Consider the following 24,759-nt stretch of genomic DNA (forward strand, 5'->3'; position numbering starts at 1 on the left):
ATTTTTTCTTTGAATAGTACAGTCGACCAAAGCAAAAACGGATGGCTTGTGCCATCCGCCTAGTCAGTCATTCCGTTCCAGACGTTTTCGCTTCACGAAATATCCGAGATATGGGAGTCCGGTGAAGATGAGCCCGATGGCGACCAGCGTCTGTAGCACCAAGATGATGGCTTCCGCCGTCTGCGGCCAATCTAGTTGAAGCATGAACACGAATCCCAGTGATAACAGTAAGCAAATAAGCGCCCCCCGGCCCATCGTCCGCTCGACTTGGCCGTATTTCTCTTCGGTCGTCTGGCGATCGGTATAGAGAGGCGTCGCGTCCGGACGACCTTTGAACACATGAATCTCTTCACCTGTCGACGTGACATGCTCCCAGCCGCTCGCGGCGAACAGCTCGAAATATTCCGCGTCCGGTTGTTTCCGATAATCGAGACTGTAGCGCACATCCATCGGTTCGCCTTCAACGAGCGTGTAGCCGAGCGGCGCGAACTTCTCTAAATGCCAGCCTTGAGCGGCCATCCGTTCCAATTTTTTCATTTCCCGTTCTTCGGCGAACGCCAGTCCCCAACTCGACATATATTTCCGTTTCATCGCTGTCCCTCCCCTTCTAAAATGAAGCGTGCATCATCGACGATCGCTTGCCTGCGTTTCAAGTCTTCCGCCACGAGCGCACGCCCCTGTGCCGTGATCACATAACGTTTCTGTTTCCCGTCCCCGTCAATCGGCTCGATCAGCTGTGCGTTCACGAGTTTCTTGATGATTGTGTACATCGACGCCGGCCCGATTTTAATCCGCCCGTTCGTCAACTCGTCGACGAACTGCATAATCAAATAGCCGTGACGCGCCTCGGTCAAGGCGAGCAGGATATAGAGCATGCTGTCGGTCAATTCGCCGAGCTCGATCGTATCATTACGCGGCATCCCGCCACCTCCTATATCATTCATTGATATATCTTACCCTTAATATATATCGTTGAATGATATATGTCAATGAATGATATAAAAAAAGCCGCAGACAATTTGTCTGCGACCTGGTTAACTGGTGACGTAATCTAAATCATGCAAGATGTACGCCAAGAAGAACAACATGCTCGGGTTCTCGTAACGCATCTGCACTTTACGGAGTTGCTCGCGATACGTGACCTCATATTCGGCCCCGTTCATCTTCCGCTCCATGTTCATCTTGATGAGCGCGTCGAGCTTGTCCATCATGTCGACGAGCATGCCTTCATACGTGTCATCTTTCGAATCGGCCATATAGCGCCGGAACGCCGGCTGCATATAGCCCGGGAGGAGCGACAAGAGCGCCTCGCTCTCGGCCCGTTCATACGCCTCGAACGCCGCACCGGTCTCGGCAGTTGAATGTTTCACCGGGCCGAGCACGTCCCCGGTCACCCCTTCGACGAGATCGTGACAGAGCAGGCGCGCTGTCAGCTCGGCGACATCGACATCGACGTCATATTTCTCACGCTCGAGCAATCCGCTGAACATCCCGAGCGCGGCCGCCCGGAAGCCATGGATGGCGTCGTTATCGTCAATCGTGTTGAATCGGCCTTTCCACCGCCGGACACTGTCCATCCGCATGACGTTCTCGATGAACGTCGCCACGTCTGTCTCCGCTTCGACTTGTTCATACAGCCAACGGACCGATTCGAGCGGATGTTCGCGCAGGGCCGCTTTCATCTCTTCTAGCTTGGCGACGAAATGGGGCGAGCCGTGGCCGACTTCCCGACGAACGAACAGCATCGCGTCGAACGAGTCGATTCCATCGACGAGCCGTCCTTCGAATGAGTCGTCCTCCGCTTCGACGAGGAAACGATAAAAATGCGGCCGGAGCGACTGCGACAACAACTCGACGAGTCCGAGACTCGCCGTCCGCTCCATCCGTTCGATATGTTCTTTGAGCGTCGGTTCTTTTTTCGTCCGGTGCATGATTGGACCGGTCTGCACTTCGTTCATATCATGGAACAGCGCCTTGCCGAGCACGTCGAGCAAGTTGACGTCCCGTCCTTTGTTCTCTTCGTAGTATGCCGCGATCAAGCTGAAGACAGCGACGCGGAAACTGTGGCTTGCCGCGTTGTCATGATAATGCGGCGCATACTCGTCCCATCGTTGCACGTTCTGCATGCGTGTCATCTTGCGGATAAACGTTCCGTTATACATCAAATTCCTCCTTGGTTCAGTCGCTCCCACGAGTCATCGTGACAGACGATGTAAAGCATATCGCTCGCCTGAAGCGGTGTATCGAGCACCGTCGCGTAATCGAGACGGTCGTTGACGGCGATTAACGTGACGCCTTGATGCAACAAACTTTCCGCAGCGTCCCGGATGGTCGTCCATTCCGGTTTCGGTGCGAGCGCCTGGATGTTGCCGCCTGACTGTTTACTAAGCAGCTGACGGAAAATCGATGTCGTCCCCGGCTGCAGCGTCGCTTTCGCCATGAGGAGTGACACCGAGTCGTTCGCGAGAATAAAGTCGTCGATTCGGACGTGTTTGAATTTCGAGATGTTCCGTTCCTCGCACACCTCGACGACCGTATGCAAATCGACGCCACGTTCAGACGAGAGCGCTTCGACCGCTGACGCGATGAGCAACGATTTCCCGTCAGCGAGGAGTGTCTCCGTGATGCGGGCATCCGCGAAGATGGCGACCCGGCGCGCCTTTAAAATATTGGCCTGCAAGAGTACGGCCTCATCCGACGCGTCACCGTGGACGAAGTGGACATTGTCGTGGTCGTACGCTTCTTCCTTCAACTGATCGATTAAGACGATCTCAGCCTTTGGCTCATAGACGAGCACTTCATCAATTGCCTTTTTCGTCTTCGGCGACCAGCCGATATAGACGTAATGCCCTTCTCCTCGATACACTAACTTCCCCTCCCGTTTTAACCGTTGAAACGTCGCACCGACTTCAACGAGTTTTCCAATCAACGCCCCGATAATCCCGATCCCGAACAGGAACAAGAAAATCCCGAGCCAACGTCCCGCGACCGATGTCGGGAAAAAGTCACCGTATCCGACGGTCGTGAGCGTCGTCATCGTCCACCAGAATGAGTCGAACATCGACGGGAACGTCTCCGGCTCGAGCACAAACCCGAGGACGGTACCCGTCAAGATGATGACGAGCGATGCCAAGACGACGTTCAAAAACGATAATTTCGATAATCCGCGCCAGACACGAAAAAAGATATGCACAGAAAAACCCCTCCTTTTCCTATATACTAGAGACAACTTACTTGATTTACGAAACCACCTTACGTTCGGTTCCGTATAGAAAGAAAAAAGAAAGGACGACGTCATGAACTCAATCGTTTTGGAATATCGACTTTATAAAAATGAACTTTCATTCGAGCCACTCTACCATTATACATCGCTCGGCCTCGATGAAGTACTTGCCCGTCGCGAATGCGAATTTTTCGTCAAGGACGGCATGACCTACAAGCAACGCTCATCGGCGCTCGAAGGCGAGCAATACTTCTTGATTTACGTCGACCGTTACACGGAAGGCCCGGTCGACAAGCATGAGACGACCGACATCAAAGTCGAGATCCGGACGCTCGACGACCGGTTCGCCAATCCGATGCTCGAGGCGTATTACGTCGACCGTCATCTCGACGCCCTTGCCATGCTCGGCAGCCAATATTTGTACGTCGCCGGCAAAGAATATGAACGTGACTCGGCCGAGACGGATGAGGATCGCGGCGTCTATGTCATTTACGTCACCCCTACAGGTTATACATTGGAGGAATCAACATGAAGACAAGCAAAAAAATCTTGAGCGGTCTGTCGGCCGCAGTGTTAACCGCTTCGCTCGCGGCGTGTGGCACCGACGAAACCGAGCAAGCGACGTTACCGGAAGAACCGACGGGCTACGAATGTGACGATTGGGACTGGGATGATGAGACGGAGTCATATTACTGTGACGATGAGCGTTCTCCTCACTTCGGCAGCTTCTTCTTGCTCGGCAGCCTGTTCAATTCAAAGAGTGCATTGAAGAATTCCTCGTCTTATAAAAATTACCGTTCGAATGGCGGCGCCAGCAGCATCACCCCGAACAAATCGAACTCAGGCTCTAACTCGGGCCTCGGCAGTGGCTCAAAAGGCGGCTTCGGGGGATGAAGCGCGACGCGTTGTTCGGCCAAATCCCTTTCTTTTGGCCTGACTTGAACGACGAGGAGTACGCCCTTTACGACTGTCTCGCCATGTCGGGTGACACGGTGAGACAAATTCGGAAGGCGACGCGTGACGTCGATACGATTTTCCGCAAGGCGAATCGCCTGCTGCGCACGCTCCCGGACGACACGCTCCGTTTGCTCGGTTACCCTGAGGCGAGCTTGCCGTTCCTCCGGGACAAGTCACTGCCGCAAGAGACGATTATCGGTCGCTATGACTGGATCGTCAAAGACGGCACCATCAAGTTGATGGAATTCAATGCCGATACACCGACGTTCATCAAAGAACTGTTCGATGTGAATGGCTATGTGACGACAGAATTCGGGCTCGACGACCCGAACGCGGCGTCGACCGAAGAGCTCAAGGCCGAACTTCGAAAAGCCGTCATCGCAGCGTGGCAACGACTCGGTCGGGACGGGACACCGAAAATCGTCTTTACGGCCCACGATGACAACATCGAGGACAAATGGACGACGCGCTTCCTTCAAGAGACGCTCGATTTGCCGTCCGAATTCGTCCCGCTCGACCGATTGCTCGTCGAGGCGGACGGCGTCTTCACACCATCTGGGGAAAAAGTCGACGTGTTATATCGTCAGACGTACCCGATCGAGCATCTGGTCGACGACCAGGCACCCAATGGTGATTTGATCGGCATCCGCCTGCTCGAACTAAACGCGGCCAAACGCGTCTCGGTACTCAATCCGCTCTCGGCGTTTCTCATGCAGTCTAAAGGCGTCCAAGCGCTCATTTGGGAACTGTATGAGGTCGATACATATTTCGACGAAGCGGAACGTTCCATCATCGAGACTTATTTTTTACCGACGTATCTCGAGCCTGATCCGTTTATCGGCCAGAGCGCGTACGTGCAAAAGCCCGCCTTCGGCCGGGAAGGCGACTCGGTCATCCTCTATGACCAAGCCGGCGTCCCGTTCCATAAAGAGGCGCTCCAGACGTACGCGGACGAGACGGCGGTGTATCAACAGTTCATCGAGCTGCCGACCCGTCTGACGAACACGGTCAACGGTCCGCTCGAGACGCACTACATGGTCGGCTGTTTTTGTTTGAACGGCCATCCGTCCGCCCTCGGCGTCCGCGCCGGCAGCATGATCACGAACAACCAGTCTTACTACTTAGCCATCGGCACAACAAAGGAGAATAACTTATGACGTTCATCACGCTCGATTCCATCTTGAGCTTCCTCGCTCACCTCGGCACAGGGTTTGGCCTGATTTTAGCCGGACTCGTCGTCTTCGCCCTTACGACGAAGTATTCGGAACGTAAATTGATTAAAGAAGGTAACGTCGCCGTCGCCTTGAAACTTTGGGGGAAAGCAATCGGACTCGCCATCGTCATCTACACGGTGTGGGCGAACAGCGTCAACCTGCTCGACGCCTTCATCTGGGGACTCGTCGGGATTCTTGCCCAAGTGCTCGCCTTCTGGACATTTGAATACGTCCTGACACCAGGCGTGAACTTAGAGAAAGAAGTCGAGAACGGCAACCTCGCCATCGGGATTAGCCTCTTCTCCGCCTCACTCGTCGTCGGCATCATCGTCGCCGCGAGCTTGACGTACTAATCAAACAGCCCATGCGCTCAGGATTGAGGCATGGGCTGTTGCTATAGAAAGGAAGAGACAAATGTTCAAACGAAAAATTATCGGAGTGTTGCTAGCTTGTATCGCACTTATCGCCTTGATACAAAACGGACCTACATTTTTAGAGAATCGAAAGCTTGATCGCTATTTGGCTGATGACGGTTTTCACGCCTATACATTCGATCAATTTGATGAATCAAACCTCGCCCTGTTCACAAATGAGAACGAGACAATGCTTGGACTCGCCGAGATGAGTGGTGACGGGTATGGTGCCACAACTGTCGAGACAGTCGATGCAGCTCCGTTCGACTATATCGAGCTTGAACATGAAGGCACTTATTATTGGGGGGTGCGTCTCAACAACAACCCTCAAAAAGTGGCTTCTCTCCGCATCATCGGAGAGCGTATGCAAGGAGAACACGTCCTCAATCGTCCCGAAGAGGATACATTTTCTAAATATCATATCTTGAAATTACATAACGTCCCTCAAGAAGATTGGACGATTCAAACGTTAGACCAAAATGAGCAAGTCATTGACTCGATCGATTTCTGAAAACTGAACAAGGAGAGGCAAAATGTCAAAACGTAGACTCGCATTATTCCTTACAGGTATGATCATTATCATCGCCATTTCAGTCACGGCCGGTATCCGGTCTTATAACGACGAACAACGAAAACAAGCATCCGAACAGGTACAACAAGAATTGAACGACCAGATGACTGCCCAAGGGTGGTCTGCTTACGAATACCATAAATTAGAAGGATCGACCGTCACGCTATTCACGAACGCAGACGACACGATTCTCGGTCTAGGCATCATGAAAACGAACGGTGAGTTTAGTAGCTCGACCCGTGACACAATTGAAGAAACACCATTCGACTGGGCTCATCTTGGCAATGGAACAGACGAATACCTTGGGGTTCGGTTGAACAATCAACCCGAAGACGTCGTGTACTTGCGGTTACAGAATTCCGATTGGAGTAAAACCTACATGGTCAACGATCCTCGAGACGAAGGATATATCAGGACTTACTTGATTACTCTAGAGAAGACGCTACTTGGCGACTGGACAATCGAAACGCTCGACCGCGACAAAAACGTGATCCACGCTGAGCAACTATAAAAACCGCAAACCGATAACCGGTCTGCGGTGATACGACGACTGCTTTCGCGGTCGTCTTTTCTTATGCTTTGGCGAGTACGGCCGATGGACCGAAGAACTCGTAACGGGCTTGTGGAATTGTTTGGACGACCGTCTCCATCATCGCGGTCGGACCGCACGTGTAGACGTCGTGTCCGTCGACATCGAGTGCTTCGAGCTGTGTCGCACTCATGCAACCTGATACGTCATCGACGTGTGTGATGAGCTGGAGACCAGCGTTCACAAGTTCATCGAGCTCTTCACCGAGCGGACGGAGGCTCGTGCTGCGGACAGCATGGAGCAACGTGACCGAACGGCCTTGACCGAGTGCCGTCTTCGCCATGTTGAAGAGCGGCGTGATACCAATCCCGCCAGCGACGAGTGTGAGCGGACGATCCGATGCTTCGAGCACGAATTCGCCAGCCGGGGCACTCACTGGAATCTCCGTACCGACCGTCTGCTCGTGGAGCCAGTTTGAGACGAGCCCTTCCGCTTTCGGCGCAATCCAGTAACCGTCTTCTGTCGTTTCGACGACGCTATATTGACGGTGGTGCAAGATGTCTTCCCCAGCGATACGGGCTTGAACCGAGATGTATTGACCTGGGATGGCCGTCCCGACGACTCCGTCGTTCGCTTTGATGTGGAATCGTTTCACTTCCGGTGTGTCTTCAATCACTTCAGCAACCGTGAACGGTTTGAAACCGATCCATGGTGCATCATCGTACATTTGTTTCTCGAGCGAGATGAAGACGTCAGCGATGACACCGTATGCTTTCGCCCAAGCGTCGATGATATCCGGCGTCGCTGCTTCACCGAGCACATCTTGAATCGCTCCGAGTAAGTTCTCGCCGACAATCGGATAATGTTCTGGGCGGATGTTCAAGCTCTTGTGTTTATGGAGTGCCGGTTGGATGGCCGGAAGGATCGCTTCGAGACGATCGATATGGACGGCTGCTGCGTAAACGGCGTTGGCAAGCGCCTCTGGCTGCCGACCGCGTTTTTGATTCGTATGATTGAAAAATTGACGGACCTCTGGGTTGTTTTCGAACATGCGCTTATAGAAGTGACTCGTGATGGCGACACCGTGGTCTTTCAAGACCGGTGCGGTCGCTTTGACGATATCCATCGTTTGTTGATCTAACATTTTATTTCCCCCTTTTTGAAAGTTCATGTTCATTATGTGAGGTAAGTCACTTCAAAAGCAATATATAAAATACTTGTTTAAATACAAGTTCAAATTTCCGCCTTGAATCCGCCACGCTTTTTTCACATCTTCCATCGTCGCGCTTTCGCGAGATGTCTTGTACAATGAACGAATGAAGAGGTGAATCATCATGCGGCTCACGCAAACGTGCGACTACGCACTCCGAACACTCATGTATAGCGCCACGTTCTCCCATCGTCTTGTGACGATTCAAGAAGTGGCGGACCAATATCAGATTTCAAAGAACCACGTCATGAAAGTCGTCTATGAGCTCGGGAAGCACGGATATCTGGAATCGGTACGCGGCCGTGGCGGCGGCTTCCGGCTCGCCCGCCCGATGGAAGACATCAATGTCGGCGACGTCGTCCGGACGATTGAACCGCTCGAGCTCGTCGAATGTTTCGGCGAAGGACGATGTGTCATCGCCCCCGCGTGCGACCTGCGGAGCGTCTTGAACGAGGCGATGCTCGCGTTCCTGCACGTGCTCGACCGCTATACGATTGCCGACCTCGTCGCCAACCGGACGAACGAACTGGCTATGTTGCTAGGCATACAAAACCCGACGGACTGAAATAGTCCGTCGGGTTTGTCTGTTATAGCGGTTTTAATTTGGCCTCAATCTCGGCTCGTCGCGGCTCGAGAAACGGCGGCAGCGCCAAGCGTTCCCCGAGTGACTCGACCGGCTCATCCGTCGCAAATCCAGGGCCATCCGTCGCCAGTTCCACCAAAATCCCGCTCGGTTCGCGGAAATAAATCGATTTGAAATAATAACGGTCGATTAGGCCCGAATGACTGATACCGAAAGAATCGAGCCGCTCGACCCAACGCGCCATCTCGTCATCATCCTCGACGCGAATCGCGACGTGGTGGACACTGCCCCGGCCCGGCCGCTCCGACGGTAAATCGGGACGGTCGACGAGATGAATCTCTGTAGCCACACCCCCGTCGCCCGTCTCGAACACACGAACCGATTGTCCGTTCCGTTTGAACTCAGACGCGAAGCGATAACCGAGCACGTCCGTCAGTACGCGTTCCGTCTTCTCGATTCGCCGCACCGTCCACTCGCTGAACCCGAGGCCGAAGATGGCGACGTTTGCCGGTACCGTTCCGTTTTTCCACGGCGTCCCTGACCCGCCCTCGACGAGACAGAGCCGTTGCCCCTCCTCGTCCTCGAAATAAAGAGTCGGACGACCGAGCACATCCTCTAACGGAGCATGGAGTACACCGAATTCGAAAAATCGTTCCAGCCAGTACGACAATGCGCCGTTCGGCACCCGGAGCGCCGTCCGCGAGATGCTGCTCGACCCTTTATACGTTTGCCCGAGAAAAGGCAGCTCGAAGAACGTCAAATCCGTCCCCGGTGTCCCCGATTCATCTGCGTAAAACAAGTGATACATCGATGGATCGTCTTGGTTGACAGTCTTTTTGACGAGTCGCATCCCGAGTACCTCCGTATAGAATCGCAAGTTCTTCGACGCGTCCCCTGTCATCGCCGACACGTGATGTTGTCCTAAAATCGCCTTCATCCGACTTCTCCCCTTTCAACTTTGATTATATTGTACCATCCACAAATAAGTAAAGTTAGCTTTACATTAAGTAAAGTTTACTTTACACTAAGGATAGAAACAAGAAATGAGGTGGCGGCATGCCATTAATCAATCGCGTCAAAGAGTTGCGGGCCCGGCATCAATTGACCCAAGGCGACTTGGCGGCCAAAGTCGGTGTGACGAGACAGACGATCATCTCGCTCGAAAAAGGGAGCTACACGCCGTCGCTTCTGCTGGCGATGCAAATCGCCCGCGTGTTCGAGGAACCGGTCGAATCTATTTTCACAATCGAGGAGGAAACAAATTGAAACACGTCGTCATCCAATCCATCTCCAGCATCATCTTGTACGTCCTGATGGCATTTCTGTTCAGTTCGTTCTTGTCTGACGTGTCGACCGTCATCGAGACCGACCGATTTGAAATTGAGTTTAACTTATTGCCGCTCTTGCTGTTAGTCGGCTTCTTTATCATTTGGACAATCTATTCGTTCAAGACACGCCCGAACCAAAACTTAAGCTTTGGCCAATGGTCGGTCCGGATGACGGAATTTAGCGAAGTCGACGAACGCGAGCAGATCATCACGGCGAAAGCGACGAAAGCCGCCTACGTCTCGTTCGGGATTACTGTGCCGCTCCTCATGGCGTCATTCATGTTTTATCCGCTGTTCGAGAACGCGCTCCCCGCCTATCCGATTTACGCACTAGCCTCGACACTCATCATCTCGACACTCGTTTATATGACGACTTGGATCCGCGCCTATACCCATTAAGGAATTCACATCGAATTCCTTTTTTTGTGTCGATTTTTCGTCGAGTCGTTCCCTACGATTGCGAATTCAGTCACGTCGTGCTTATATATAACTAAACGGTTATATACTAAATGTATTGAAGGGGTCTTTCATCGTGAAAACCATCGATTTGACGACCGGTCAGGTTCAACGCGTCATCGTGGCGCTTGCCCTCCCGCTCGTCGGCAGTTCGCTTTTACAATTCACGTATAGTCTCGTCGATATGTTCTGGGTCGGTGCGCTCGGTAGCGACGCCGTCGCCAGCATCGGCGCGGCCAGCTTTTATATCATGCTCGGTCAGGCCATCCAATCGTTGATTGTGGTCGGCGCCGGCATCAAAGTGTCACAAGCCGTCGGACGGCGGGATCAGGCGTTGATTCAGCGCTACATCCGGGCTGGGAGGCGGATGAATCTTGGTCTCGGCCTGTTGTTCGTCACCGTCCTCGCCGCGTTCGGCCAGGCGCTTATCGGCTTTTTGAACATGGACGCACCGGCTGTCGAGCAGTTGGCGTACAGTTATTTGCTCGTCAGTGCACCGATGCTCATCTTCTCGTTTTTCAACTTGTTGTTCGCCCGACTGTTCAGCGCTTATGGCAATACGACGACGGCGATGCGCATCAACGCGACCGGGGTCACGCTCAATATGATTCTGTCGCCGCTCTTCATCTATCCACTCGGACTCGGCGTCGTCGGGGCCGGTCTGGCGACGCTCGTCGCGAACGTCGTCATGTTCGGCTTCTTCTGGTACCGGGCCCGCGTCTTGTTCGATTGGGAGGAGACGGTCGAACCGAATCGCACAGACTATAGAGAAATTCTTCGCCTCGGCTTCCCGATGGCGACCCAGCGCGTCTTGTTCACCGTCATCAGTATTTTCCTCGCCCGCATGATCGGTTCATATGGGACCGAAGCAATCGCGGCCCAGCGTATCGGGCTTCAAATCGAGTCGATCGCCTATATGATGATCGGCGGATTGAACGGTGCTATCGCAAGTTACACGGGGCAAAATCTCGGCGCCCGCAAAGTAGACCGGGTCCATGAGGGGTATCGGGTGACGACCCGGCTCGGCATCTTGTATACCGGGTTAATCACACTCGTCTTCCTCTTCGTCCCAGACGTCCTGATTGGGCTGTTCGTCGATGACCCGACAACGATTGAAATCGGTGCGAACTATTTACGGATCATCGGGATTTCGCTCATCTTCGCCTCACTTGAGATGATTGGGAATGGCTACTTCTCGGGACTCGGGCTACCGAAAATTCCGGCGACGATCTCAATCGTCTTCACCGTCGCCCGCATTCCGCTCGCGCTTGCCCTCGAGCCTTATCTCGGTATCGATGCCATCTGGTGGAGCATCGCCCTCTCGAGCATCATCAAAGGGCTCGTCTCTGCCTTCTATGTCCGACTAATGAAAAAGGAAGTGAGTTCCCTTGCAGAAGCGATTTAATCAACTAACTAAACAATTGTTGCACGGGCGCTTCGCCATCGAACGTGAAATGCTCCGCGTGACACACGATGGCACGCTCGCCGTCACGAAGCACCCGACAGCACTCGGAGACAAGGCAACACACCCATATATTACGACCGACTTCTCGGAAAGTCAGATCGAGCTGATCACCCCGACGTTCCCGACCGTCGAGGCGGCGCACGACTTCTTACAGACGCTGTATGATATCACGGCACTGAATATCGGTGACGAACGGCTTTGGCCGCAATCGATGCCGTGCGCGCTTCCTGACGGCGGGGTCATCCCGCTCGCAGATTTTGGAAGTTCAGGCCTTGAGGCCGGTCGCTATCGGGAGCATCTGCTCCAAAAATACGGGGCGAAAAAACAGCTCATCTCGGGTATCCATTTCAACTTCTCGTTCGCAGACGAGTTGATTGCCTCCCTCTATGAAGGGTCACCCGAACGATACGACCGTTTCAAGAACGACCTGTATTTAAAACTCGTCCGCAACTACTTACGGACACGCTGGCTCGTCGTCTATCTGTTAGGCGGGACTCCGGCCGTCCACACGAGCTATGAAGAACGCTGCGTCAGTCAAATGCAGGCGCTCAGCGAAGATGTGTATTCGAACACGACGGCGTTATCGTACCGGAATAGTGACTGCGGCTACACGAATGTCGAGCCGCTCTATCCGGACTATTCAACGCTCTCGGACTACACCGCGAGCGTGCGCCGCTTCATCGCCCAAGGTGACATCGCCAACCCGAACGAGCTCTACTCTCCGATTCGACTGAAGACGTCACGAGGAGGCAATGACTTGGAACGACTCGAGACGAACGGCATCGATTACATCGAGATTCGCAATATCGATTTGAACCCGTTCGAGAAGACCGGCATCGCCCTGTCCGATTTGAAGTTCTTGCACGTCTTCTTGCTCTACTTGACGTTGAAAGACGAGACACGATTTGCGGATTGGCAGGCCGAGGCGTTCCACAACCAGCAACGCGTCGCGAAAGAAGGGTTATCCCCGACGCTCACGCTCATGCGGGACGGCGAGGCGGTGGCGCTCCAGACGTACGCTCGCGATTTGCTCGACGAGATTGAAGCGTTCAATAAACATCACGACCTCGAGTTCGACGCGATTTTCGCCTCCGTCCGTGATCGGATCGATCATGTCGCGGCGACTTACGCGTCACGCCTCACCTCCGCTATGATGACTGACGGCTATACAAAGTGGTCGCTCCGACAAGCGGAAATGTTCTATCAAGACGCCTATGCCAACCGGTTCCGGATGCACGGCTACACAGACATGGAGCTGTCGACACAGATTTTGATGAAAGCAGCCCTAAAACGTGGGTATGCGGTCGAAGTCATCGATCGAGACGACCAATCCATCCGCATCCGTCACGGCAACCAGACCGAGTACATCAAACAAGCAACGAAAACGTCGAAAGACAACTACGTGTCGGTACTCATGATGGAAAACAAGACGGTGACGAAACACGTGCTCGCCGAACACGGCATCCGCGTTCCGGGAGGAATCGAACTCCGCAGTGAAGCCGATTTAGAAGACGCCTGGACTATGTTCGCGAATGAACCGATTGTCTTGAAACCGAAATCGACGAACTTCGGGATTGGCATTCACATCTTCAAGGACGGGACGACGTTCGAGGAAGCGCTTGAGGCGTTCCGTCACGCTCTTACGTTTGACGACGTCGTCCTGCTCGAGACGTTCCTACCTGGAAAAGAATATCGTTTCCTCGTCATCGGTGACGAGGTCGCAGGCATTTTACACCGCGTCCCGGCAAACGTGACCGGGGACGGCGTATCGACGATTCGTGAACTCGTCGCCAAAAAGAATGAGGATCCGCTCCGCGGGAAAGGCTATAAGACGCCGCTCGAGAAAATTGACATCGATGACATTGTCGTGGCGTTCCTGCGTCCACAAGGCAAGACGCCGGACAGTGTCCTCGCGGATGGCGAGCTCGTCTTCCTTCGTGAGAACTCGAACATCAGCACGGGCGGTGACAGTATCGACTATACGGACCGGATCACCGATTCATACAAACGGATTGCGGTCGAGTCAGCCCGAGCAATTGGTGCGACGATATGCGGGGTCGATATGATGATTCCGTCACTCGAACGTGAAGGTGACTACGGTATCATTGAGCTGAACTTCAATCCGGCCATCCATATCCACTCCTTCCCTTACGAAGGCAAGGAACGACCGATTGGCGAGACCGTGCTCGATTTACTGTTCGATTAATCAATATTCCTAGTTTGGAATATTCTCAAATGGGAATATTTTAAGTAAGAGGACGGTGACGAGGATGGAAGAAAATTTGAGTCCGTTGTTTCACGCGTTGGCCGACCCGAATCGCTTACGAATCATCGAGTTGTTGAGGCAAGAAGCTTTAACGGTCGGTGCCATCGCCGAACGACTCGACATCAGTCAACCACAGACGTCCAAGCAACTGCGTGTGCTCTATGATGCCGGACTCGTTTCGGTGACCATCGAAGCCAATCGGCGGCGCTACGCCCTGAATCTTCAGGCACTTGCCCCGATAGATATTTGGCGTTCACGGCTCGAGGCAGAGACGGCTCGGCTCGATCGGTTGGAAGAGTTTTTGCAACAGTCAAAACGAGAGGGGAAATCCTAATGGAAACGCTCAAATCGTACGTCGAAGGCAACACGTTAGTCGTGGAACGGAGTTTTAACGCGCCGCGCGCGCTCGTGTTCGAGGCATTTTCGACACCGGCCCATCTTGAAGCATGGTGGGGACCCGCTGGATGGAAAACGGAGGTTCGCACGTTCGAGTTCGAACCCGGCGGCACGTGGCATTATTGCATGACGTGCGTCGACAAAGAGCAAGGCGACTATTACGGCATGGAATCATGGGGCAAATCGACGTTCCTCGAGATTGACCCGCATCGTAAAATCGTCTATACGGACGCCTTCTCGGACGCGGACGGCCACGTCAATCCTGAACTTCCCGTCATGACCATCACGAACGAATTTGTCGACATCCCGAACGGCACGCTGTTCATCAGCCGCTCCGAATTCACGGACGCCGAGTCGCTCCAACAAGTCGTCGATATGGGAGCCGTCGAAGGTTTCGCCTCGCAGCTCGACCGTCTCGACGCCATCGTCTCCAGATAACAGCAAGCACCGCTCCTCGGATGAGGAGCGGTGCTTTTTCGAATTCCTCATCGCTCTAGTTGTTCGAATAGTCGATCGAGTTGAGGTGCATCAATCGCCTCATACGCATCTCCGACACTGATTTCGGTCGAACAATAGCCGTCATGGGGTACGAGATAGCCCGTTATGCCGATTCCGGTCACGTCTTGAACGGATTGAATCCAGGCCGAGACTGCCTCCACGTCCCCCTCAACATGAAGGTGGAACATATTCGTCACCGGGACGTCCGGTGTCGTCCACACCCTATCGATCGCATTGAAGCGGCGCGCCAGTTCCTTCGCCTGTTCGTAGTAGCTTGCCATCCGCCTTTTCCGAAGCTCATAGTAATAGTCGGCCGGGATAATGTACGGATACAGTCCAATCAAATCCCCGCCATAGCGACGTTTCCACACTCTCGCCTCGGCGCAGAACGCTTTCGGTCCGGCCAAGATGGCTCCGGCAATCCCGCCGATGCCTTTGTAGAATGAGACGTAGACGCTGTCGAACAGTGCACATACTTCTGCTGCCGTCTTCTCGTAATACGGGAGCGTCTCGAATAATCGTGCCCCGTCGAGATGCAGACGAATCCCCCGCTCCCGGCACAAGTGACTGATTGCCTCCAGTTCATCGAACGGTGGCAAATAGCCCCCGAGTTCCCGTTGCGGCAACTCGATCAACAGGCAGGCGATATCGGGCAACGCCTGCACTTCCTCGAGCGTCATCAACCGCTTGTCATCTCCAATCAAGATTGGCTCAAGGTGATGCAGCTCCTTCAATCCGTCCTGCTCATGAATCTCCAAGTGACAGAGCGGATGATAGGCGACGTTTCGATTTCCGGTCTCGTCCGCCCAAATCCGTAACGCAATCTGCTGCGCCATCGTGCCGCTCGGAAAGAAAATTGCGTCTTCCATGCCGAGTTTTTGCGCCAGTTTTTGCTCGAAGCGCGCGATGATTTCACCCGTCCCGTAATGGTCGCTCGCCTGATTCGGGTCGACCTCGGCGAACGCTTGCTGCAAGACGCCGACGTTCCGTCGACCGTGGCCGTTCAATTGATGCGACGTCTGTTGATATGATGTCCGTAACTCCATGTCATTCCCTCCACAACAAGCCCCCTGTCCATAGACAGGAGGCCATCAGTTAGTCGCGCATGCGGACGATTAATTTGCCGCGTACTTTTCGTGTTTGGAGCTGTTCGAGACCGTCTTTCAACCGTTCAAACGGCAAGACGTCCGTGACGAGATCGTTCAACTCACCCGCCTCGAGCAACTTCATTAATTCTTCAGCCATATACGCCAAATTGCGGATGGCACGCTCATCCTTACTCGCATGGGCCGCGCCGAGGGCGACCTCATGAATGGATGGCGACAACGTAAAGCCTTTCACGTTTGACGTATCCGGTGGACCGGCGATATAAGCGAGCTGTCCACTGAATGCGAGTCGATCTAAATCGGCCGTCGCCACATCGCGTCCGACTGTATTCAAAATCAGGTCGACACCACGGCCGTCTGTATCTTCCATGATTTTCTCCGTCACGTCCTCAACGTTGTAGTCGATGGCGACATCGGCACCGAGTGATGTGACCCAGTCAAAGTTTTCCGGCGATGCTGTCGTGAACACTTTAAGCCCAAGTTTTTTGGCAAGTTGAATCGCATAGCCACCGACTCCGCCCGCACCAGCATGGACGAGAATCGTCTCTTTGTCGCGCGTGTTCAGTTTCTGCATGAAAGCCTCATACGCCGTCATACCGGCACAAAGGATGGCTGCTGCTGCCTCATCGCTAACTTCCGGTGGCACGACTGCACAAGCACGCGCATCGACGACCGCATACTCGGCGAAGCCGCCGTTGTTCCCGAGGCTCGTATGGACGGCGACACGTGAACCGGTAATGATATTGGCGAGACTCGAACCGACTTCGACGACTTCCCCGACCAGGTCGACGCCAAGAATGTGTGGATACGACCAATTCGGATTGCCGTTCGTGCCGACTTTATAGTCGACCGGGTTCAATGCGACCGCTTCGACTTTGATGAGCAGTTCGCCCGCGCCTGGTGTCGGACGCTCTATCTCACCGATATGGAGATGTTCTAATCCAGGTTCATCAAGTAACCACGCTTTCATGCTCAATACGCTCCTTCCGAATACGTCAGTTCATACGAATGTGAATAGATTTCGACAAGATTGCCGAACGGGTCTTCACAGTACACCATCCGATACGGCTTATCGCCCGGGTAATATTCCCGAATCGGCATCCGTTGTTTCCCACCATGGGCTACGATTTTCTCGACGAGTCCTTCGATGTCCGGATCTTGGACGCAGTAGTGGAAGATGCCTGTCTTCCAAAACTCGAAATTGTTCTCCGGCTTCTCATTGTTCGGAAACTCGAACAACTCAATCCCGATTTTGTCACCGGTCGACATGTGGGCGATTCTGAAACTGCCCCAGCCCGGTCCGAATACGTCCGTACACATGACACCGATCGGCGAGTCGTCCTCGACGACGTCTGACGGCTGCATGATGGTGTACCAGCCCATCACGTCCTCATAAAATTTAACTGCTTCTGCCACACTCGGGACCGATAGTCCGATATGTGAGAATGTACGTGGATATGTCACTGTCATCCGCTCCTTTTTGTTTGCTCAATTTGATGGATAACGATACGATACCTTCATCGAAGCAATAAAAAAAGTACGCACATTCAAGTAACTACCCGAAAGCGAGGCGAATTGAACATGACGACCCCGTTCCCCGTCAACAAAGCGCTCGACATCATCGGCGGTAAATGGCGGCCTCAAGTGTACTGTACGCTTGAGAACGGTCCGCGCCGTTTCTCGGAGATTCAACGCGCCATCCCTGACGTCAGTCGAAAAGTATTGACCGATCAACTCCGTGAACTCGAACAGCTCGGCATGGTCCGCCGCATCGACTACTCGACCGAGAAACAGCTGCACGTCGAATACTCGCTCACCGAAGAAGCGTTCAGCCTACAACCGGCGATGAAGGCGCTCTGCTCTTGGGGCGAGACACACGACGAATAAACCCTCGCCATCCGGCGAGGGTCTTGTCATGCGGCGAATAGACTGATGAGGTTTCCGTCCGGGTCGATGACGATGGCATAACGTTGCCCCCAGAACGCATCCCACGGTTCGCGATGTGAGGCATAGCCGTGCCCGACAATCGCTTCATAGCACGCGTCTAGCTCATTTCGACTATCGCACAAGAAGGCGAGTTCGACCCGATGCCCCGTCGCCGGGTTCCATTCCCCGTACACCGATTCGGCCACTTCGACCGTGTCGAAGGCGAGCCGGACCCTGCCGTCATCGACCTCGACATGCGCTTCCTCATTACTCGATTCCGGAATCGACAGACCGAGCATCCGATAAAAGTCGAGCGCCCGCGTCATATCTTCAACGACAATCCCAATCATGTCTAGCTTGATTCCCATGTGATCACCTCATTTTCCAAGTTGGTGGTGCTATGATGAGTGTAGCACTACATCCTGCTCGTGAAACGAGGAAATTCAAATGACCCATCAATTCGCTGTCCTGACCCAGCCACAGGCGGAAACAATCGCCTACACATGGCACTACGAAGGCGATTATGCGTTTTACAATATGGCGGCCGACAAAGACGATTTAGCCGAATTTTTAGACGTCGAACAGCGCGGACAGTCGGTGTTCGCCATCACGTCTGACGGTGCACTCGTCGGGTTCGTGAGCGTCGCGCAAACGGATGCTGAAACGGTCGATATCGGTCTCGGCATGAAGCCCGATTTGACCGGGAACGGGAGCGGACGAGCGTTCGTCACATCGATTCTCGACTTCGTCAAAGCGACTTACTCATCGCATCGCATCACCTTGTCCGTCGCCGCCTTCAACGTGCGGGCGATCCGTGTCTATGAGACGTGCGGGTTCAAGCAGACCGGTTCGTTTCAACAACCGACGAACGGGAGCACGTTCGATTTTATTCAGATGGAACGTCAAGAAAGTCCTCAGAACCAACCGTTCTGAGGACTTTTCCTATGTGAGCTGTTTCTTTTGGATGTATGACAAGCCGAGCGCCGCAATCAAAATTGTGCCTTTGACGATGTCTTGGGCGTAATACGGCACGTCCCACATCGTCAGTCCGTTCAACAAAATCCCAATCAAGACGGCACCAATCAACGTGCCGACGACGTTCGGTCGTCCGGTCCCGAAGACGGCGTAACCGATATAAGCGGCCGCGACGGCGTCCATGAGGAGCGGTGCTCCGGCCGATACTTGTCCGGTACCGATGCGCGACGCCAAGATGATGCCGCCGATGGCTGCGAACAGACCACTCAACACATACGCGTACAGCTTGATGCGCGTGACGGCGATGCCGGAGCGGCGGGCCGCCTCGACGTTCGAGCCGACGTAATAAAATTCGCGTCCTGTCTTCGAATACGTCAAAAATAGATGCGCCCCGGCGAAGAAGAGAATCATCAAGATGGCGACGAACGGGACAGGTCCGATTGAACCTTGGCCGATGAAGAGGAACGACGGGATAAAACGTCCCGGTGCCGTCCCTCCTTCAATCGGCATGTTGTCGTAGATTGAAAAACCTTTCGTATACGTCAATTGGACCCCGTTGATGACGTACATGATGGCGAGCGTCGCGAGCAAATCCGGTAACCGGAACTTGATTGTCACGAGCGCGTTCAACAGCCCGACGAGCACACCGAGCGCAATCGGGACGAGCAGGGCGACGAGCAGTTCTTGACTATGTAACACGAGGCTCGATGCCGCCCCGATTGTTGCGAGGCTCGCCGTCGAGCCGACCGATAAGTCGAATCCGCCGACGATGAGCGAGAATGTCACCCCGAGGGCGAGCAGGGAGACGATCGATACGGATTTGATGATGTCGCTAAAGTTCGCGTACGTCAAAAACTGGTCGTTCGTCACACCGAAGACGGCGATGAGTGCGAGAATCGCGAACAGCGTTCCGTATTGACCGATGCCACTGAAACGTTTCGTGCGTTGTTTGATGACGAGTTGGGCCATGTTAGACGCCTCCTTTCTGTTGCCAACGGCCGCGGTCGAGCCAGAGCGTCCGGTTGGCGACCAATTCTAATTCATGCGGTTCGCTCGATGTGAAGATGACGGTCTTCCCGTCTTTGGCAAGGCGGGTGACGAGTTCATAAATGTCCCGTTTCGCCGTCACGTCGACACCTTTCGTTGGTTCGTCGAGCAGATAGACGTCCCGGTCCTCGAGGAGCCATTTGCTGAGGACGATTTTTTGTTGATTCCCGCCGCTCAATTCTCGGACCGGTTGCCCGACCTGGTCGTATTTCACTCGCAGCGAGGCCAATACGCGTGTGATCGCGTTCGCCTTCCCTTCAATCGCGAGGACGTTTCGTTCAATCGAATCGTCGAGGAAAAGCCCCTGTTTCCGGCGTTCTTCTGGTACGAGGGCAAATCCGGACCGGACCGCCTGACGCGGTTCACGAATCTTGAGCGGTTTCCCGTCCAACGTCACTTGTTGTTCGACACCGGAGAGACCGAATAGCGCCTCGATCAACTCCGTCTTCCCGCTCCCGGTGACGCCGCCAATGCCGACGACTTCGCCTTTATATGCCGTGAACGACAACTCGGTTCCGAACGTCGGTAACGTGAGGTCGGCTTGAATCCGTATCTCGGTTTCCGGAACGGCTTTCTCTAACGCTTCTGCCATGTCGGATCCGCTCAAATACGTATGTATATCCCGTTCTGACAATGCCTGAAATGGCCCTTCGTAAGCGATGCGCCCATCCCGGAGGAACGTCGTCGTCGTGGTGACGCGCGACAGTTCATCTGACCGGTGAGTGATGAGAAGAATGCCGACGCCTTCTTCTGCGAGCGATTGCAATAACGTAAGCAGTGCTGCCGCGTCATCTGTCGACAGTGCGGCCGTCGGTTCGTCGAGCAAGAGGTAAGCCGCATCACTCGCGAGCGCCCGGGCAATCAAGACACGTTGTTTGACACTGAGCGGGAAACGCCCGACCGGTTCGGTCACGTCAATCTGTAATCCGACGCGTTCCAAATAGACAGCTGCTCGCTGTTTTAGTTCGCGAGGACGAATCCGTTCGACCGCCTGCCACGGCACGACGTTCTCATAGATCGGTAAATCGAGATAGAGAGCGTCATCGACTTCTTGCGACACCGTGATGACCCCGCGGCGAATCGCCTCGGCCGGTGTGAGTGTGACCGCCGTCTCGTCGAGCTCGACCGTCCCAGACGTCGGGATGATGGCGCCACTCAACAGCTTGACGAGCGTGCTTTTTCCGGCCCCGTTCAACCCGAGCAAGCCATGAATCTCGCCACGGCGGAGCGTAAAACTGACATCGTCGAGCACCGTCACGTCGCCATAACGTTTCGTGACACGTTCGAGCCGTAACATCAGTCCGTCCCCTTCATCCAGTCCGACCAGGCCGCGTCTGATGCGCCCCAGTTCGGGACGTATTGGCCGAGGTCGTCCATCGTCACTTTCTCGTCCGGCAAGACGTCACGGTCGACGAGATATGGGTCGACCGAATGAATCGACGGCGTCTTTTCACCCGCTAATTTTTGATACGCGTAACGGACTTGGATGCGTCCGATTTCAGCCGGGTCGGTCGCCGCCGTCACTTTCCACGGGCTGCCGTCCTCTTGCATGAGTTGCAGGTCTTCGTCACTCAAATCGATGCCATAGACTGCGATTTCATCACGTCCGGCCTGTTTGATGGCACGGCTCGCTCCTTTGGCGAACTCGTCCCACATCGCGAATACGGCATCAATCTCGCCTTCCGGATACTTCTTCAAAATCGCTTCCATCTGGCTCTGTGTATCGAGCGCCGTATTATTCGTCGCCGAACCGAACTTGGCGACTTCCGTAATGCCTGGGTAGCGTTTCAAGAACGCATCATAAATCGTGTGGCGTCGTTCCATCGGTGTGAAGCCGCCGACCCAAATCGTGACGATGTTGCCTTCACCGTCCAAATCTTCGGCGAGTGCCTTGAGCGAACGCCAGGCGAGCGAATAGTCGTCCTGGTCGATGACCGTCACGCCTTCGTTCGTCAAATCGTTGTCGAACGCGACGACTTTGATGCCTTTGTCGAGTGCACGTTGGACCGGTTCTTTCAACGCATCGGCGCGGCCATGGTCAATCAAGATGACATCGACGCCTTGCGTCGTCGCCGTGTCGACGTAGCTCGCCATCTTCGACAGATCGTTGTCGGCGTTGTACACTTTCACGTTGCCGCCGAACGATTCGACCTGTTCCGTCACCCCATTGATATACTGCGACGAGAACGTGCCAATCGACATCTGCATGATGAGGGCGACATCGATATCTTTCGGCAACGTCCCGTTCGATACCGAGACGGGTTTCGTCTCTGCCGTCTTCTCGGCCGGCTTCGATGGGGCCGCTTGCTCGTTCGTGCAACCGACGAGCGCCAAGACGAATGTGAATAACAAAATCAATAGTTTTTTAGACATGAATCGTTCCCCCTACATGATGTGTGATGGCGGCCTCTGTCGGTTCGAACACACCCGCCTCGGTGATGAGTCCGGTGATGAGGTCCGGTGTGGTGACGTCGAACGCCGGATTGAAGACGGTGATGCCGACGGGTGCCGTCGGTTGACCGCCGATATGTGTCACTTCTGACGGGTTCCGCTCCTCGATTTCAATCGTGTCATCCGCCGTCAAATCGAACGTCGAATGCGGCGCCGCGACGTAGAACGGAATGCCGTAATGTTTGGCAAGGACGGCGAGCTGCAACGTCCCGATTTTATTGGCGACGTGACCCGTCCGTGTGATACGGTCGGCTCCAACGATGATGGCGTCGACTCGTTTTGACTGAATCGTCCAAGCCGCCATATTGTCTGTGATGAGCGTCACGTCGATATCGGCCCGGTCGAGTTCCCAGACAGTGAGGCGTGCCCCTTGCAGGAGCGGCCGCGTCTCACAGGCGAAGACGTTGAAAGATACGCCCTGTTCTTTTCCGACGTAAAACGGCGCGAGCGCCGTGCCGTATCGCGATGTCGCGATGGCACCGGCGTTGCAAATCGTCAACACGTTCCCTCCGGCCGGCAACACCGTCAGTGCATGCTCGCCGATGGCCCGATACGTATCGACGTCCCGGTCGTACAAAGCGATGGCGCGCCGTTTGATTTCCTCGGCAATCGCCTCAAAGTCGTCCCCGACATTTAAATCAAGGAGCGATTCAATCACGTTTTGCAAATTGACCGCTGTCGGCCGGGTCGCAATCAAGCGGCGTCCGACGAGGTCGAGCCGACGCGTGAAGTCCGGGTCATCGATTAACCGGCCCGCCTCTTTGGCGAGGACGAACGCTCCGAAATAAGCGATGGCCGGGGCGCCGCGGACTTGGAGCGTCTCGATGGCATGTTCGGCCTGTTCAAGCGTCTCGATTGTCACGTAACGCTCTTCGTGCGGCAACAACGTCTGATCCAATAGGATGAGTTCGTCCGTTTGCGAATTAAAGCGGATGTTTTGGACCGTCATACGCGCACCCCCGACAAAAGCGTCACCAAGTCGTCAATCGATTCGACGCTGTGGCGTTCTTTGATGAGCGCCGTCCCGAGGGCAAGCGCGTCACGTTTTCGTTCGAGCCGCGTCGCTTCCGGCAACGTCTCGAGATCGGCGACACCGGCGAGTCCGACGGCACGGCGAATGAGTTCGCAACCGGCGTAGCCGATCGTGTCGCTGAAGATCGTCCGCAACAACTCGTCGACAAAACCGTCCGTGTTGAACGGTTCGACGGCGCGCTCAAAGTTGGCCCGGAACGTCTTCTCAAACGTCTCCCACACCGTCAAGACGTCTGTGAAACGTTCGAAGCGTTTGAACGGGTCATAGAACGTCGACAGCGTCAAATGGGCGATGATTTGGCCCAGGTCGAAGCCGAACGGTCCGTAAAATGCGAACTCTGGATCGATGATTTTCGTCTCTTGTTGGGTCGCGAAGATGCTGCCCGTATGTAGGTCACCGTGCAGAAGCGCCTCATGTTTCGTGACAAATCCGACTTTCAGTTTCGTCACCTCGACCTTCAGCGCCTGGTCTTGCCAAAGGCGTTCGACATCTTCTCGAAGCGCTGCCTCGATGTTGTTCGACTCTGCGTCTTTGAACGGGTCGGTGAAGATGAGCTTCTCGGTGATGTCACACAGTTCCGGATTGTAATAGTCACGTTCAATCCGCTTCTTCGCAATTGGTCCGGCCGCATAATCCGACGTCGCGAACAGCGTCTCTCCTAAAAATTCACCGACATGACGCGCGAGTTCCGGATAGCTCTCCCCCTTCAAATAACCGGTGCGGACAATCTCATAATCAGACAGATCTTCTAAAATCGTGTAGGCGAGCGTCCGGTCGCTGCCGAGGACGTCCGGGACGAAACGCGGCGCCACGTTCGCAAACTCACGGAGTGCCAACTGTTCAATCCATGCCCGTTCGAGCGTAAGCGGCCAGCTCTCGCCGACAACTTTGGCGTATGGGAGCGCCTGTTTGACGATTAGGCGCTGTTCGCCTTGGCGAATCCGAAACACGAGATTCAAATTACCGTCCCCGATTTCCTCACACTCGGCGATTCCGTCTTGCAAGTATCCTAGTTGACGGACGTGCTCGACGACGGTCTGTTCTGTAAATGGTTGATATGACATGATGTTTTCCCCTTCCTGTAAGTTGCCCACAAAAAAAGCCCCTTTCTC

At 54.3% G+C, this 24,759-nt stretch carries 30 protein-coding genes; 15 read left to right on the forward strand and 15 right to left on the reverse strand.

All coding sequences use genetic code 11. The features are described from left to right. Window positions 1–63: 63 nt before the first annotated feature. From KNP80_RS04985 to KNP80_RS05000, 4 genes are all read right to left on the reverse strand, one after another. A complete protein-coding gene (locus tag KNP80_RS04985; protein ID WP_214833959.1) occupies window positions 64–591 on the reverse strand; it encodes a DUF2812 domain-containing protein in 528 nt (175 codons plus the stop codon). Then, window positions 588–920 carry a PadR family transcriptional regulator gene (locus KNP80_RS04990; protein ID WP_214719225.1) on the reverse strand — a complete coding sequence of 111 codons (333 nt, stop codon included), beginning with the start codon at window positions 918–920 and terminating at the stop codon, window positions 588–590. Before KNP80_RS04990 ends, KNP80_RS04985 begins: the two co-directional genes overlap by 4 nt. Window positions 921–1,034: 114 nt before the next feature. Then, on the reverse strand, window positions 1,035–2,162 hold the full coding sequence (locus KNP80_RS04995) for a YfbR-like 5'-deoxynucleotidase (protein WP_214719224.1): 1,128 nt from the start codon (window positions 2,160–2,162) through the stop codon (window positions 1,035–1,037). After that, on the reverse strand, window positions 2,162–3,193 hold the full coding sequence (locus KNP80_RS05000) for an ion channel (RefSeq protein WP_214833544.1): 1,032 nt from the start codon (window positions 3,191–3,193) through the stop codon (window positions 2,162–2,164). The genes KNP80_RS04995 and KNP80_RS05000 overlap by 1 nt, the downstream gene beginning before the upstream one ends. 103 nt (window positions 3,194–3,296) lie before the next feature. Between KNP80_RS05000 and KNP80_RS05005 the strand changes: the two genes are divergently transcribed. From KNP80_RS05005 to KNP80_RS05030, 6 genes are all read left to right on the forward strand, one after another. Beyond that, window positions 3,297–3,755, forward strand: a complete 459-nt coding sequence (locus KNP80_RS05005; protein WP_214833964.1) for a hypothetical protein — start codon at window positions 3,297–3,299, stop codon at window positions 3,753–3,755. Continuing rightward, a complete protein-coding gene (locus KNP80_RS05010; RefSeq protein ID WP_214719221.1) occupies window positions 3,752–4,117 on the forward strand; it encodes a hypothetical protein in 366 nt (121 codons plus the stop codon). Before KNP80_RS05005 ends, KNP80_RS05010 begins: the two co-directional genes overlap by 4 nt. Then, window positions 4,114–5,337, forward strand: coding sequence for a glutathionylspermidine synthase family protein (locus tag KNP80_RS05015; protein WP_214719220.1), 1,224 nt, complete (start codon window positions 4,114–4,116; stop codon window positions 5,335–5,337). Before KNP80_RS05010 ends, KNP80_RS05015 begins: the two co-directional genes overlap by 4 nt. Then, window positions 5,334–5,747: a DUF350 domain-containing protein gene (locus tag KNP80_RS05020; protein WP_021066039.1), complete on the forward strand. Its 414-nt coding sequence runs from the start codon at window positions 5,334–5,336 to the stop codon at window positions 5,745–5,747. Before KNP80_RS05015 ends, KNP80_RS05020 begins: the two co-directional genes overlap by 4 nt. Window positions 5,748–5,808: 61 nt before the next feature. Further along, the gene (locus KNP80_RS05025; RefSeq protein WP_214719218.1) at window positions 5,809–6,318 is read left to right on the forward strand and encodes a hypothetical protein; all 510 of its coding nucleotides are present in this window, start codon (window positions 5,809–5,811) and stop codon (window positions 6,316–6,318) included. Window positions 6,319–6,340: 22 nt separating this feature from the next. Continuing rightward, a complete protein-coding gene (locus tag KNP80_RS05030; RefSeq protein WP_214719216.1) occupies window positions 6,341–6,889 on the forward strand; it encodes a hypothetical protein in 549 nt (182 codons plus the stop codon). A 61-nt stretch (window positions 6,890–6,950) separates the two neighbouring features. On the opposite strand, the gene KNP80_RS05035 is transcribed toward KNP80_RS05030, so the two are convergent. Further along, on the reverse strand, window positions 6,951–8,051 hold the full coding sequence (locus KNP80_RS05035) for a globin domain-containing protein (RefSeq protein ID WP_214719214.1): 1,101 nt from the start codon (window positions 8,049–8,051) through the stop codon (window positions 6,951–6,953). 190 nt (window positions 8,052–8,241) lie between these two features. Here KNP80_RS05035 and KNP80_RS05040 point away from each other — a divergent pair, with 190 nt between their 5' ends. Beyond that, on the forward strand, window positions 8,242–8,682 hold the full coding sequence (locus tag KNP80_RS05040; RefSeq protein WP_214719212.1) for an RrF2 family transcriptional regulator: 441 nt from the start codon (window positions 8,242–8,244) through the stop codon (window positions 8,680–8,682). A gap of 22 nt (window positions 8,683–8,704) precedes the next feature. On the opposite strand, the gene KNP80_RS05045 is transcribed toward KNP80_RS05040, so the two are convergent. After that, window positions 8,705–9,637 carry a ring-cleaving dioxygenase gene (locus KNP80_RS05045; RefSeq protein ID WP_214719210.1) on the reverse strand — a complete coding sequence of 311 codons (933 nt, stop codon included), beginning with the start codon at window positions 9,635–9,637 and terminating at the stop codon, window positions 8,705–8,707. Window positions 9,638–9,756: 119 nt separating this feature from the next. On the opposite strand from KNP80_RS05045, the gene KNP80_RS05050 reads away from it, so the two are divergent. The 6 genes from KNP80_RS05050 (at window position 9,757) to KNP80_RS05075 (ending at window position 15,049) form a co-directional block, all read left to right on the forward strand. Continuing rightward, complete coding sequence (locus tag KNP80_RS05050) at window positions 9,757–9,966, forward strand: helix-turn-helix transcriptional regulator (RefSeq protein WP_021066034.1); 210 nt, start codon at window positions 9,757–9,759, stop codon at window positions 9,964–9,966. Continuing rightward, entirely contained in the window at window positions 9,963–10,427 is a 465-nt protein-coding gene (locus KNP80_RS05055) for a hypothetical protein (protein WP_021066033.1), read from the forward strand. Before KNP80_RS05050 ends, KNP80_RS05055 begins: the two co-directional genes overlap by 4 nt. A gap of 133 nt (window positions 10,428–10,560) precedes the next feature. Further along, the gene (locus KNP80_RS05060; protein ID WP_214833536.1) at window positions 10,561–11,889 is read left to right on the forward strand and encodes an MATE family efflux transporter; all 1,329 of its coding nucleotides are present in this window, start codon (window positions 10,561–10,563) and stop codon (window positions 11,887–11,889) included. After that, window positions 11,873–14,155: a bifunctional glutamate--cysteine ligase GshA/glutathione synthetase GshB gene (gshAB, locus tag KNP80_RS05065; RefSeq protein ID WP_214833969.1), complete on the forward strand. Its 2,283-nt coding sequence runs from the start codon at window positions 11,873–11,875 to the stop codon at window positions 14,153–14,155. Before KNP80_RS05060 ends, gshAB begins: the two co-directional genes overlap by 17 nt. Before the next feature lie 64 nt (window positions 14,156–14,219). Then, complete coding sequence (locus KNP80_RS05070; protein ID WP_214719202.1) at window positions 14,220–14,549, forward strand: ArsR/SmtB family transcription factor; 330 nt, start codon at window positions 14,220–14,222, stop codon at window positions 14,547–14,549. Then, complete coding sequence (locus tag KNP80_RS05075; RefSeq protein ID WP_214719199.1) at window positions 14,549–15,049, forward strand: SRPBCC family protein; 501 nt, start codon at window positions 14,549–14,551, stop codon at window positions 15,047–15,049. Before KNP80_RS05070 ends, KNP80_RS05075 begins: the two co-directional genes overlap by 1 nt. Before the next feature lie 47 nt (window positions 15,050–15,096). Here the strand turns inward: KNP80_RS05075 and KNP80_RS05080 are convergent, their stop codons facing one another. The 3 genes from KNP80_RS05080 to KNP80_RS05090 are packed head-to-tail and all read right to left on the reverse strand — an operon-like array spanning window position 15,097 to window position 17,679. Further along, a complete protein-coding gene (locus KNP80_RS05080; RefSeq protein ID WP_214833972.1) occupies window positions 15,097–16,155 on the reverse strand; it encodes a threonine aldolase family protein in 1,059 nt (352 codons plus the stop codon). 49 nt (window positions 16,156–16,204) lie between these two features. Continuing rightward, window positions 16,205–17,185, reverse strand: a complete 981-nt coding sequence (locus KNP80_RS05085; protein ID WP_214833975.1) for a zinc-binding dehydrogenase — start codon at window positions 17,183–17,185, stop codon at window positions 16,205–16,207. A 2-nt stretch (window positions 17,186–17,187) separates the two neighbouring features. Beyond that, window positions 17,188–17,679, reverse strand: coding sequence for a lactoylglutathione lyase family protein (locus tag KNP80_RS05090; RefSeq protein ID WP_214754523.1), 492 nt, complete (start codon window positions 17,677–17,679; stop codon window positions 17,188–17,190). 117 nt (window positions 17,680–17,796) lie between these two features. On the opposite strand from KNP80_RS05090, the gene KNP80_RS05095 reads away from it, so the two are divergent. Beyond that, a complete protein-coding gene (locus KNP80_RS05095) occupies window positions 17,797–18,102 on the forward strand; it encodes a winged helix-turn-helix transcriptional regulator (RefSeq protein WP_021066025.1) in 306 nt (101 codons plus the stop codon). A 26-nt stretch (window positions 18,103–18,128) separates the two neighbouring features. Here KNP80_RS05095 and KNP80_RS05100 read toward each other — a convergent pair whose 3' ends face one another. Then, on the reverse strand, window positions 18,129–18,509 hold the full coding sequence (locus KNP80_RS05100) for a VOC family protein (protein WP_214833977.1): 381 nt from the start codon (window positions 18,507–18,509) through the stop codon (window positions 18,129–18,131). Window positions 18,510–18,588: 79 nt separating this feature from the next. Between KNP80_RS05100 and KNP80_RS05105 the strand changes: the two genes are divergently transcribed. Further along, the gene (locus tag KNP80_RS05105; RefSeq protein WP_214719184.1) at window positions 18,589–19,074 is read left to right on the forward strand and encodes a GNAT family N-acetyltransferase; all 486 of its coding nucleotides are present in this window, start codon (window positions 18,589–18,591) and stop codon (window positions 19,072–19,074) included. Window positions 19,075–19,083: 9 nt separating this feature from the next. On the opposite strand, the gene KNP80_RS05110 is transcribed toward KNP80_RS05105, so the two are convergent. The 5 genes from KNP80_RS05110 to mtnK are packed head-to-tail and all read right to left on the reverse strand — an operon-like array spanning window position 19,084 to window position 24,711. Then, on the reverse strand, window positions 19,084–20,085 hold the full coding sequence (locus tag KNP80_RS05110; RefSeq protein WP_214719182.1) for an ABC transporter permease: 1,002 nt from the start codon (window positions 20,083–20,085) through the stop codon (window positions 19,084–19,086). A 1-nt stretch (window position 20,086) separates the two neighbouring features. Then, complete coding sequence (locus KNP80_RS05115; protein WP_214833980.1) at window positions 20,087–21,460, reverse strand: sugar ABC transporter ATP-binding protein; 1,374 nt, start codon at window positions 21,458–21,460, stop codon at window positions 20,087–20,089. Next, window positions 21,460–22,536 carry a sugar ABC transporter substrate-binding protein gene (locus tag KNP80_RS05120; RefSeq protein ID WP_214833984.1) on the reverse strand — a complete coding sequence of 359 codons (1,077 nt, stop codon included), beginning with the start codon at window positions 22,534–22,536 and terminating at the stop codon, window positions 21,460–21,462. Before KNP80_RS05120 ends, KNP80_RS05115 begins: the two co-directional genes overlap by 1 nt. Further along, window positions 22,529–23,563: an S-methyl-5-thioribose-1-phosphate isomerase gene (gene mtnA / locus KNP80_RS05125; RefSeq protein ID WP_214833989.1), complete on the reverse strand. Its 1,035-nt coding sequence runs from the start codon at window positions 23,561–23,563 to the stop codon at window positions 22,529–22,531. The genes KNP80_RS05120 and mtnA overlap by 8 nt, the downstream gene beginning before the upstream one ends. Beyond that, the gene (gene mtnK / locus KNP80_RS05130; RefSeq protein WP_214833514.1) at window positions 23,560–24,711 is read right to left on the reverse strand and encodes an S-methyl-5-thioribose kinase; all 1,152 of its coding nucleotides are present in this window, start codon (window positions 24,709–24,711) and stop codon (window positions 23,560–23,562) included. The genes mtnA and mtnK overlap by 4 nt, the downstream gene beginning before the upstream one ends. Window positions 24,712–24,759: the final 48 nt, after the last annotated feature.

It is taken from the genome of Exiguobacterium sp. E4787 (assembly GCF_018618375.1).
GTDB classification, from domain to species: domain Bacteria; phylum Bacillota; class Bacilli; order Exiguobacteriales; family Exiguobacteriaceae; genus Exiguobacterium; species Exiguobacterium chiriqhucha.

What these genes read in the sequence shown, in the direction of transcription:
- KNP80_RS05085 (WP_214833975.1), bottom strand. Translation starts at nt 17,185, where the DNA reads ATGAAAGCGTGGTTACTTGATGAACCTGGATTAGAACATCTCCATATC.
- KNP80_RS05045 (WP_214719210.1), bottom strand. Translation starts at nt 9,637, where the DNA reads ATGAAGGCGATTTTAGGACAACATCACGTGTCGGCGATGACAGGGGAC.
- mtnK (WP_214833514.1), bottom strand. Translation starts at nt 24,711, where the DNA reads ATGTCATATCAACCATTTACAGAACAGACCGTCGTCGAGCACGTCCGT.
- KNP80_RS05075 (WP_214719199.1), top strand. Translation starts at nt 14,549, where the DNA reads ATGGAAACGCTCAAATCGTACGTCGAAGGCAACACGTTAGTCGTGGAA.
- mtnA (WP_214833989.1), bottom strand. Translation starts at nt 23,563, where the DNA reads ATGACGGTCCAAAACATCCGCTTTAATTCGCAAACGGACGAACTCATC.
- KNP80_RS05050 (WP_021066034.1), top strand. Translation starts at nt 9,757, where the DNA reads ATGCCATTAATCAATCGCGTCAAAGAGTTGCGGGCCCGGCATCAATTG.
- KNP80_RS05025 (WP_214719218.1), top strand. Translation starts at nt 5,809, where the DNA reads ATGTTCAAACGAAAAATTATCGGAGTGTTGCTAGCTTGTATCGCACTT.
- KNP80_RS05005 (WP_214833964.1), top strand. Translation starts at nt 3,297, where the DNA reads ATGAACTCAATCGTTTTGGAATATCGACTTTATAAAAATGAACTTTCA.
- KNP80_RS05100 (WP_214833977.1), bottom strand. Translation starts at nt 18,509, where the DNA reads ATGGGAATCAAGCTAGACATGATTGGGATTGTCGTTGAAGATATGACG.
- KNP80_RS05040 (WP_214719212.1), top strand. Translation starts at nt 8,242, where the DNA reads ATGCGGCTCACGCAAACGTGCGACTACGCACTCCGAACACTCATGTAT.
- KNP80_RS05105 (WP_214719184.1), top strand. Translation starts at nt 18,589, where the DNA reads ATGACCCATCAATTCGCTGTCCTGACCCAGCCACAGGCGGAAACAATC.
- KNP80_RS05070 (WP_214719202.1), top strand. Translation starts at nt 14,220, where the DNA reads ATGGAAGAAAATTTGAGTCCGTTGTTTCACGCGTTGGCCGACCCGAAT.
- KNP80_RS05020 (WP_021066039.1), top strand. Translation starts at nt 5,334, where the DNA reads ATGACGTTCATCACGCTCGATTCCATCTTGAGCTTCCTCGCTCACCTC.
- KNP80_RS05110 (WP_214719182.1), bottom strand. Translation starts at nt 20,085, where the DNA reads ATGGCCCAACTCGTCATCAAACAACGCACGAAACGTTTCAGTGGCATC.
- KNP80_RS05030 (WP_214719216.1), top strand. Translation starts at nt 6,341, where the DNA reads ATGTCAAAACGTAGACTCGCATTATTCCTTACAGGTATGATCATTATC.
- KNP80_RS04995 (WP_214719224.1), bottom strand. Translation starts at nt 2,162, where the DNA reads ATGTATAACGGAACGTTTATCCGCAAGATGACACGCATGCAGAACGTG.
- KNP80_RS05115 (WP_214833980.1), bottom strand. Translation starts at nt 21,460, where the DNA reads ATGTTACGGCTCGAACGTGTCACGAAACGTTATGGCGACGTGACGGTG.
- KNP80_RS04990 (WP_214719225.1), bottom strand. Translation starts at nt 920, where the DNA reads ATGCCGCGTAATGATACGATCGAGCTCGGCGAATTGACCGACAGCATG.
- KNP80_RS05015 (WP_214719220.1), top strand. Translation starts at nt 4,114, where the DNA reads ATGAAGCGCGACGCGTTGTTCGGCCAAATCCCTTTCTTTTGGCCTGAC.
- KNP80_RS04985 (WP_214833959.1), bottom strand. Translation starts at nt 591, where the DNA reads ATGAAACGGAAATATATGTCGAGTTGGGGACTGGCGTTCGCCGAAGAA.
- KNP80_RS05095 (WP_021066025.1), top strand. Translation starts at nt 17,797, where the DNA reads ATGACGACCCCGTTCCCCGTCAACAAAGCGCTCGACATCATCGGCGGT.
- KNP80_RS05035 (WP_214719214.1), bottom strand. Translation starts at nt 8,051, where the DNA reads ATGTTAGATCAACAAACGATGGATATCGTCAAAGCGACCGCACCGGTC.
- KNP80_RS05010 (WP_214719221.1), top strand. Translation starts at nt 3,752, where the DNA reads ATGAAGACAAGCAAAAAAATCTTGAGCGGTCTGTCGGCCGCAGTGTTA.
- KNP80_RS05120 (WP_214833984.1), bottom strand. Translation starts at nt 22,536, where the DNA reads ATGTCTAAAAAACTATTGATTTTGTTATTCACATTCGTCTTGGCGCTC.
- KNP80_RS05080 (WP_214833972.1), bottom strand. Translation starts at nt 16,155, where the DNA reads ATGGAGTTACGGACATCATATCAACAGACGTCGCATCAATTGAACGGC.